Here is an 8227-nt window from a genome sequence, read left to right as displayed (position 1 = left end):
AATCACTGACGATGCACGCGGCCCGTATTAAAATTGTCATCGACAAGCACAACCTCACTCTGAATTAGACCACCGCCCCTGCGTTTAGTAAGCTGTACGAAGAGGCGCGAGAGCTACAGCTCGACCTCATGGCCGAGGACATCGTGGAGATTGCCGATGCTCTCACCTCGGCGGACAACGTGCCACACGCCCGGCTACGGACGGATGTGCGCCGCTGGAACCTGTCGAAGCTACGCCGCCATGTTTACGGCACGACGGTGAAAGTGGAACAGGAGGTCACGAAGACTGAAAGCGACCTGGACCCGACGAAGTGGAACGACGAACAACTCGCCCTCTACATCGAGCTGCAAGAAATCGCCAAGCGCGATAATGCTGAGTAGACTGGAAACGGCATACGCGGAACGGGCACGGCGCAACTTTTACGAGTTCTTCAAAAGCTTCTGGGAAACCATCGAAGCCGTGGAGCTGAAGCTGAACTGGCACCTCCAGCTGCTGTGCGACGAGTTGCAGCAGGTGTATTTGACCTGGGAGCGCAAGGAGAGCCAGCCGGATGTGCTCATCAACTGCCCCTTCGGTGTCAGCAAGAGCACCATCCTGCAACTATTTGAAGCGTGGGTGACCCTGCGCAGTCCTTCGGTTCGAATATTGGGCACGAGCTACGCGGCGAAGATTAGTATCAAGAACGCGGGCAAGGCGCGGGCGTGCCTGAAGAGCCTGAAGTTTCAGCAGTGGTATCCAGGACGCGTGGTGTTCAACCGCGAGAACGACGGCAAGACCGAGTTCGAGAACCTGGCGCTGGGCAAGTATATGACGGCCTCGACCGGTGGTGCCGCCACCGGGCAGCACGCCGATTTCATTTTCAATGATGACCCGCTTTCGGCTAGAGATGCACACTCAAAACCCAAGCGCGAGGCGGCGAACGACTTCCTGGGTGAAACGCTCTCGTCGCGGAAGACCGACAAGGCCCGCACGGTCACCGTGACCGTGATGCAGCGGCTAGTATCGGAAGACCCCAGCGGCCATCTGCTCAGCAAGAAGCCGAACCTCAACCACATCTGCCTGCCGGCGGAACTGACGGAGGAAACCAGGAAGCTGGTGAAGCCCCAGGCAGCGGTGGCGTTCTACGAGGCGCATGATAACCTGCTCGACCCAGTGCGCCTGAACCGGGAGGTCCTGCGCAACTACAAGGTGGAGCTGGGGCCCTACGCCTACGCGGCTCAGGTATTACAGAACCCGGCTGACAGCAGCGCTGGCATCTTTAAGAAGAACTGGTTTCAAACCATCACCTGGGAGGAATTCCAGCGCCTTACCGCAGACCAGGAAGTGGTATGGCACTTCGACGCGGATACGGCGCTGACGGCTGATACCGCGAATGACCCTACGGCGCTGCTGGCTACCTGCTACGTGGACAACACGCTGTTCGTACGCGAATCCTACGCTGGCTGGCTGGAATACGAAGACCTGCTCAATTACATTCCGAAGTTCTTACAGCGCAACGGCTACGACCCGGTGAAGAGCCAATTGCACCTGGAGCCCAAGGCGAACGGGAAGTCCGTGTTTCAGAGCTTTAGCAAGCGGGGTAACGTGAACGTAGTTGAAGCCCCGGCGCCGACGACCGATAAGGTGGCCAGGGCCCACGATGTGGTGCCTTTCTGCGCCAGCAAGCGGGTGGTTTTCATAGATGGAAGCTACATACATAGTATGCAAGCCGAGCTGTTCGCCTTCCCCAATGCTGCTCACGACGACCGGGTTGATACCCTGACCCAGCGCATTGCCCGCATACAGGCTGCAAAGCCCCAAAGAGAGAACTATGTCTACTAATGCCCAATTTCTTCGGCAGCCTGTTCGCCACAAAGGATACCCCAGCAGCCCTGGAAACCAAGGCTATCGTCGGCACTGATTACTTAGGTCGCACCAACCCGGTTGAGATGCTGGGTGGCACGCCCATCGCCTATCAGGGCCTGAACAAGGATAGCGTGCTCAAGGATGGTTATACCGCCAACGCAGTTGCCTATAGCATCATCAGCTACATCCTGAACACGGGTGAAACCACCAAGTGGAACGTCTACGGGCTGACCAGCGCCGACCAGACGGCCCAGCCGTTGCCCCAGCATCCGCTGGCTTCCGTGCTCTACCGGCCCAACCCTAAACAAAGCTGGTCCGACTTTAAGAAGGAAGTGCTCGGCCAGTACTTACTCACCGGCAACGCCTTCATTTGGAAGAATGCCACCACGCGTGGCAAGGTGCAGGAGCTATGGGTGCTGCCCTGCTACACTGAGGTAGTCGGCGGTGGCCCGATGCGGGAAGTCACCGTCTACCGGGTACCCAAGGGTGACGGCACCTACGACCCCTACCCGGCCAAGGACGTGCTGCACCTCAAAGCGTGGAACCCAGAGGACAGCCGCTACGGCCTCTCCCCTATCAGCGCCGGCTACAAGCTGGTCACCTCGGCCAACTCGGGCTTGGACCTGCGCATTAAGCAGTACCAAAATCAGGGCGTACCCGGCATTCTCTACCACGACGCGGGTACGGGAGATGGCACCATGCCGCCCCTGACCCCGGAACAGGTAAATGGCTTGGTAGGCAAGATTCGCAACTGGTTCGCGCCCAAGTCGGCCTACACCATTCCCTTTACGGGGGCCAAACTGGGTTACGTGAAGCTGGGCCTGTCGGCAGTAGACCTGGACGTGCTCAAGGCACTAGATGCTGACCGCAATGCCATTGCCGACCTCTACCACTTCCCGGCGCACTTGCTTAATGGCGGCGACTCCGCCACTTTCAACAATGTGAGCGAGGCTCGTAAGGCTCTGTGGAGCAGTTGCATTCTACCGCTGGAGTCCATGCTTCGTGATGGCCTAAACCATTGGCTGGGTCTGCTCTACGGCGACGCGGCCTACATCGAGTTCGACGTCAGCCACATTGATGAGCTGCAAGAGGACAAAAAACAAAAAGCCGAGTGGCTGGCGCTGTGCCCCTACCTGACCATCAATGAAAAGCGCGAAGCAATGGGCTTTGGGGTCATAGACGGCGGTGAAGGCTACCTCATGCCCAAAGGCACCGTGTACAGCAAATCACTAACAGAACCTGCGGCGGCTAGTGAAGCAATGGCAACTACAGCGGAATCCATTGAGGAAACAGGAAAAATAGCGGCTTAACAAACGAGATATATAACCTCGAAAAGCAGCCCGTCGGGCGACCAAAAAAGTGCCATTCGTTTTGCATGCGTCGGTTTGAGTACAAAACCAACACCCTGAATCTGGAGCTGAAGGACATCAACCCGGCCAAGCGCCAGGTGCTGTTCTATGCTGCCGCCTTCCACTCGGTGGACGCGCACAATGACATCATTTTGCCGGGTGCTTTTACTAAGTCGATTACCGAAAATCTGAAGCGCATCAAGTGGTTCAAGAACCACGACAGCAACCAGATGATAGGTTCGGTGAAAGACGCGGTTGAGGATGGTCACGGCCTACTTGTGACGGCTCAGGCGGCCAACACCCCACTCGGCGATGAAACGCTGGCCCACGAGGCCGAAGGCAATTACGAGCATAGCATCGGCTATCAAGTAATCCTCAAGGAATCCAATACCAAGGGTACCCGGCTACTTAAGCAACTCAAGCTGTGGGAGGTAACCTCCACGGCCCACGGAAGCAACGAGCATACGCCCACGATGGGCTTCAAGTCGCTGCTGGAAATGACCCCGGATGAACAAACCCAGCTGATTCAGCGGCTCCACGAGCGGTCGGAAAAGCTACAGAAAAGCCTGCGCTCGGGCAATCTAGATGATGAAAAGAGCCTGCTTCTAGCAATGGAAGCTATTCAGATACAGCAAGGATACGCTGACCTACTCGAAAAAGCACTTACCCCCCAGGAGCCGGCACCCGCCACCCCGCAGGTGGTGGTTGAGCCGCTGCTGACAGTCGATGCTATTCGCGCCGTGTATGAAAAATACAAATAGTGCCCCACGTTTTACATGTCTGCTACTAATGAGCAAGTACTCAACGTAATTGAAACCAACGCTGTCGAGACCAAGTCGAAAATCAGCGAGATTGAAACCAAGGCTGCGGCTGACTTGGCGAAGCTTCAGGAGCAGTTTGATGCCCTCGAAGCAAAGGCTAACCGGGCCGGCCTGGGCGGCGCTGAAGTGGAGGCCAAAAGCGCTTTCCTGGCGGCTGTAGAAACCAAGGCTGCTGAACTGCACAACCTGAGCGAGGTAAAGTCGGTGACCATCCCGCTCAGCACCAAGGCTGCGGTTGATATGTTCTCGGCCGCTGGCGCCAACTTCATCGGCAAGACGGAGCTTGGCTACCAAGCCAGCCCGACTAAGCCCACGAGCATTTCCCGCATCGTTTCGGCCGGCCAGATTAATACCCCATCCATTAGCTACGTCCGCGTGACCGGCTACGAGGGTGGCCCGCAGATGGTCGCTGAAGGTGCTAAAAAGCCTAACTTCAGCCTGACCACGGAGTCGATTGATGCCTCGGTTAAGAAGATTGCCGTTACGGCCAAGTTCTCGGAAGAGGCGACCAAGGATGCAACCACGTTCGTGAGCCTCGTGCAATCGGAGATGGTGCGCCTGCACAACGAGTACCTGGACTTCCAGTCGCTCATGGGTTCGGGCACAGGCAATGACCTGCAAGGCATTTACCCGCTGGCCAAGCCTTTCAACGCTGGTTACTTCACGGGTACGGTGCCGAACGCGCAGAAGATTGACGTGCTTCGCGTAGCTATCGCCCAAGCCCGCATTGCGCTCTTCACTCCTACCTACGCCGTCATGAATCCGGTTGACGTTGCTGATTTGGAGCTGCAAAAGGATAGCACGGGCAGCTACATGCTGCCGACCATCTACTCGGGTCAGCTGCCTTCCATCGGCCGCGTACAAATCGTGGAGTTGGACGACCTACCCCAAGGCCAGTTCGTAGTTGGCGCGTTTGACCGCGGTGCCAAGCTATACACCCGCGACGGCCTGACCATGCGCGTGTACGACCAGAACGAGGACGACGCCCTGAAGAACATGGTGCTGGTAGTGCTCGAATCGCGCCACGTGCAGCTGGTTAACCGCCCTGAGGCCTTCATCAAGGGCTCTTTCGCCACGGCCATTACCGCGCTCAACAAAGTTGCCTAATCAACAGATGGCACTAGTAACAGCAACGACCGCATTTCTCCTTAACCGAGAAATGTGGTCAGCTGGAGACTGCAAGGAGGTAACGCCCAGTGTTGCCGCCGCGCTACTCCAGGCGGGACTCGTCGTGCAAGCTGAGGAAACAGGGGAAACCCTGGCAGCCTTGCCCCAGGTAACTAATACCACCCGGAAGCGCAAGAAAACTGCGGCTAAGTGACCGAGGCACTAACACGGGGGGTACGGACGGGGCCGCGAGGCTCCTGATGTACCCCTTTTTAGTGCATTGCTCATCGCATAGATAGGATAAGAATACGACCACTCACCCAATGCCCGAACCAATTGATGTTGATTTTCTCAAGCAACACTGCCGCATTACCGGCAATCTGGAAGACAGCCTGTTGGCGGTATACATTCCTGCCGCACGGCAACTAGCTGAAGCGTGGTGCAACACGCAGTTTGTAAGCCAACTGGTACAGAAGACTTATACCATTGCTCAAATGTGCGAGATACCCGCGGCTGATGTAGTGGGTGTCACCGGCTTTTACACCAGCGTAGCTGAGCTTCCCATTTCCGGCAAGTGGTTCACCGAGTACGTGAAGGGCATTTCTGTTTCGCGGGAATACCCCATCTACTGGGATGAGCTACCCACTTATACGGTGCAGTACCAAGTAACTGTAAACCCTGTCGATGTTCCTGACGCCGTGAGAGTAGCCATTGCCAAGATTGCGGCAAGCCTCTACGAAGAGCGAGAAAACAGTGGCACTTCTGAACTGGGCATCACAGCTAAAACATTGCTCGCGGCTTACCGCAGTATTTAATGAGCGCTGCTGCCAAATTCCGGGAGCGGGTGACCTTCTACACCCCCGGCCAAACGGTACAGGACGAAGTCGGCGGCATGGTTCCGGCCAGCGCCGAAACTGGCGTCACGCATTGGGCCCGCATCCAGGCGTTGCCCGCGAAGGAAGACCTCATCAACGGCAAAATAAGTTACCGCCAGCCCTACAAGGTGACCGTTCGCTTCACCAGCGGCCTGAGCAGCAGCGACCGCATGGAGTGGAACGGCCATTCCATCAGCATCACCAGCATCTGGAGCGACGAGCGGAACACTGAAATCTACCTCTACGGCTATGGCGATAACCACTAAGCTGGTGGGGGTTGAAAGCCTGTTGGCCAAACTGAGGGCCTACGCCACCAACGCTCCCCTTCGGGTGCAAGCGGCTGTTACGGCTTCGCTCGAACAGATGGAAACCGACGCCAAAGCCTTGGCTCCCGTCGATTCAGGCCAGTTGCGCGACAGCATCCACGCCAATCCAAGCGGACGGCTGGCTGGCAGCGTCACGGTGGGGGTCGATTACGCCAAATGGGTGGAGCTGGGCAGTGGCCGCAACGCGCCCCAGCCCTTCCTCTACCCTGCCTACCACCGGAACAAAACGGCCTTCCTGGCCAGCCTGAAGCAGGCCTTAAAATTCCGCCCTTAACGTGTGAGCAGTGTCGATTTAGTACTTCAAAAAGCCCTCGTGCAGGTGCTGCGCGCCAGCGGCCTCGTGTTGGGCACCGCGCCGGTTCCGCTGTACACCTACGTTCCCTCGAAAGCCGTTGCCCCCTACGTGGTGCTGGACCAGGTGTCCACGGTACCGACCACGGGCAGCAGGGCATGCAACCACTGGGAAAGCGTGTTTCAACTTACGGTGATAACCTCATTCGGCGTGGCCGACCAGGTAACGGATGCCCCGACGCTGGAGATTCTGGGCCAGCTTCTGGCCGCGTTGGATGGCGTGTACTTGCCCCTAACCGACGACTTCCAGATGCACCCGGTACAAGTGGCCCAAACCCGTAAAGCGTCGCGTTTCAATCAAAATTCAGTTGAGGTTCTGCGATATATAACCCTGAAGATGAAAGTCTACCAAGACAAATAAAAGATGCCACCCTACTACTTTGGCTAGTGAAATCCTCGCAACAAACGTTGTAATCAAAATCAACAACAAGGTCTTTGGCTGCGCCCAGAGCGCCTCGTTCTCCACTAAGGTGGAAATGACCGACGTCGTGTGCTCCGCTACCGGCGGCTTCAAGAAGCAGGTGCCCGGCATGGAGTCGTGGGACGGCTCCATTTCCGCCATTGCCCGCACCTTCACCACGGGCGAGTTGGCCACCAACGTCACCCTGCGGGAGATGTACACCAGCCTGCGCGAGAAGACCCTCGTGGACGTGGAGTACGAGCTTGGCGGCGTGGATGGCTACGTGTTCACCTCGCAGGCCTACCTGAGCAACGTGGACATATCGATTCCCGAGGGTTCCGGTGCCGTGACCTGGACTGCCAACCTCATCGGCGCCGAGCCCCTGCTCCTGGCCATCTAATCCACCCGGATAAATAACCCCCTGTGTTTATCGGATGGAAATTAAAGAGAGAGGCTTCGGCAGCATGCTGCTGAACGGCCAGGAGCGCGGGTTCCACATCGGCACCTACCAGAGCAAGGTGTTTTGCGACGTGCGCGGCATCAAGCTCGACCAGTATTTCGAGGAGCTGAACAAGTTCAACTTCTCGAACAGCATGGAGAACAACGTCTTCGTGTGCGACCTGCTGTATTCGGCCCTGGTCGCCTACGCCAAGTTCAGGAAGGAGCCCGTGGATTTCGATGCCGACGAGGTCACCTTCTGGGCCGACGCGGCCGGTGGCGACGAGGTGGCCAAGCTGTTCGTGGTCATGGCGGAAATGCGGCGCGACACGCCAAAAAAGTCGGACGCGTAGTCACCGCAGAATCATCCATTCAGAGCGCACCAGCACCAGACGACTACGCTGGCAGCTGGTGCGCTCTTTTGGATTATGCCTGCGGCGAGGTTGGGATACGCGCCAAGGACTTCTGGAAAATGACGTGGGGCGAGTACCAACGCCGCGTCAACGGCTACAACCAGCGGCAGTGGCACCACTGGGACCGCACCCGCCGCGTGGCCGCCGAAGTCTACAACAACATGAACGAGAAGCCGGTGGACTACAGGAAATACATCACCCTGCCCACCGATGATTTGGAAGGTGAAGCAAAGGCCAAACTGGCCGAGCAACTCGCCTTCTATGAAAAGATGAAAAGCGCTGGCCGCCTATAAAATCGCTGG

11 protein-coding genes and 1 pseudogene are annotated in these 8227 nt (G+C 57.3%); all 12 read left to right on the top strand.

The window, feature by feature from the left end:
* Nucleotides 1-86: 86 nt before the first annotated feature.
* A pseudogene (locus Q5H92_RS13910) lies at nt 87-380 on the top strand (terminase small subunit-like protein); the annotation flags it as partial.
* Nucleotides 370-1821 (top strand): phage terminase large subunit, encoded by a 1452-nt coding sequence (gene terL, locus Q5H92_RS13905; RefSeq protein WP_305012139.1) that lies wholly within the window; start codon nt 370-372, stop codon nt 1819-1821. The pseudogene Q5H92_RS13910 and the gene terL, both read left to right, overlap by 11 nt.
* Nucleotides 1821-3155: a phage portal protein gene (locus Q5H92_RS13900; protein ID WP_305012138.1), complete on the top strand. Its 1335-nt coding sequence runs from the start codon at nt 1821-1823 to the stop codon at nt 3153-3155. Before terL ends, Q5H92_RS13900 begins: the two co-directional genes overlap by 1 nt.
* Before the next feature lie 65 nt (nt 3156-3220).
* A complete protein-coding gene (locus Q5H92_RS13895) occupies nt 3221-3955 on the top strand; it encodes an HK97 family phage prohead protease (protein WP_305012137.1) in 735 nt (244 codons plus the stop codon).
* A 15-nt stretch (nt 3956-3970) separates the two neighbouring features.
* Nucleotides 3971-5122, top strand: coding sequence for a phage major capsid protein (locus Q5H92_RS13890; RefSeq protein ID WP_305012136.1), 1152 nt, complete (start codon nt 3971-3973; stop codon nt 5120-5122).
* 323 nt (nt 5123-5445) lie between these two features.
* Nucleotides 5446-5937: a head-tail connector protein gene (locus tag Q5H92_RS13885; protein ID WP_305012135.1), complete on the top strand. Its 492-nt coding sequence runs from the start codon at nt 5446-5448 to the stop codon at nt 5935-5937.
* Nucleotides 5937-6263: a phage head closure protein gene (locus Q5H92_RS13880; RefSeq protein ID WP_305012134.1), complete on the top strand. Its 327-nt coding sequence runs from the start codon at nt 5937-5939 to the stop codon at nt 6261-6263. Before Q5H92_RS13885 ends, Q5H92_RS13880 begins: the two co-directional genes overlap by 1 nt.
* Nucleotides 6247-6597, top strand: a complete 351-nt coding sequence (locus Q5H92_RS13875) for an HK97-gp10 family putative phage morphogenesis protein (protein ID WP_305012133.1) — start codon at nt 6247-6249, stop codon at nt 6595-6597. Before Q5H92_RS13880 ends, Q5H92_RS13875 begins: the two co-directional genes overlap by 17 nt.
* A 3-nt stretch (nt 6598-6600) precedes the next feature.
* Nucleotides 6601-7035 (top strand): DUF3168 domain-containing protein, encoded by a 435-nt coding sequence (locus Q5H92_RS13870; RefSeq protein WP_305012132.1) that lies wholly within the window; start codon nt 6601-6603, stop codon nt 7033-7035.
* Between the two features lie 19 nt (nt 7036-7054).
* Nucleotides 7055-7474, top strand: a complete 420-nt coding sequence (locus Q5H92_RS13865) for a hypothetical protein (RefSeq protein ID WP_305012131.1) — start codon at nt 7055-7057, stop codon at nt 7472-7474.
* Nucleotides 7475-7508: 34 nt separating this feature from the next.
* Entirely contained in the window at nt 7509-7865 is a 357-nt protein-coding gene (locus Q5H92_RS13860) for a hypothetical protein (protein ID WP_305012130.1), read from the top strand.
* 68 nt (nt 7866-7933) lie between these two features.
* Complete coding sequence (locus Q5H92_RS13855) at nt 7934-8218, top strand: hypothetical protein (protein WP_305012129.1); 285 nt, start codon at nt 7934-7936, stop codon at nt 8216-8218.
* The last annotated feature ends 9 nt before the right edge of the window (nt 8219-8227 follow it).

The organism is Hymenobacter mellowenesis, from assembly GCF_030581005.1.
Lineage (GTDB): Bacteria > Bacteroidota > Bacteroidia > Cytophagales > Hymenobacteraceae > Hymenobacter > Hymenobacter mellowenesis.
The sequence above is the reverse complement of the archived record's forward strand: the minus strand, read 5'-3'. Positions and strand labels throughout refer to the sequence as shown.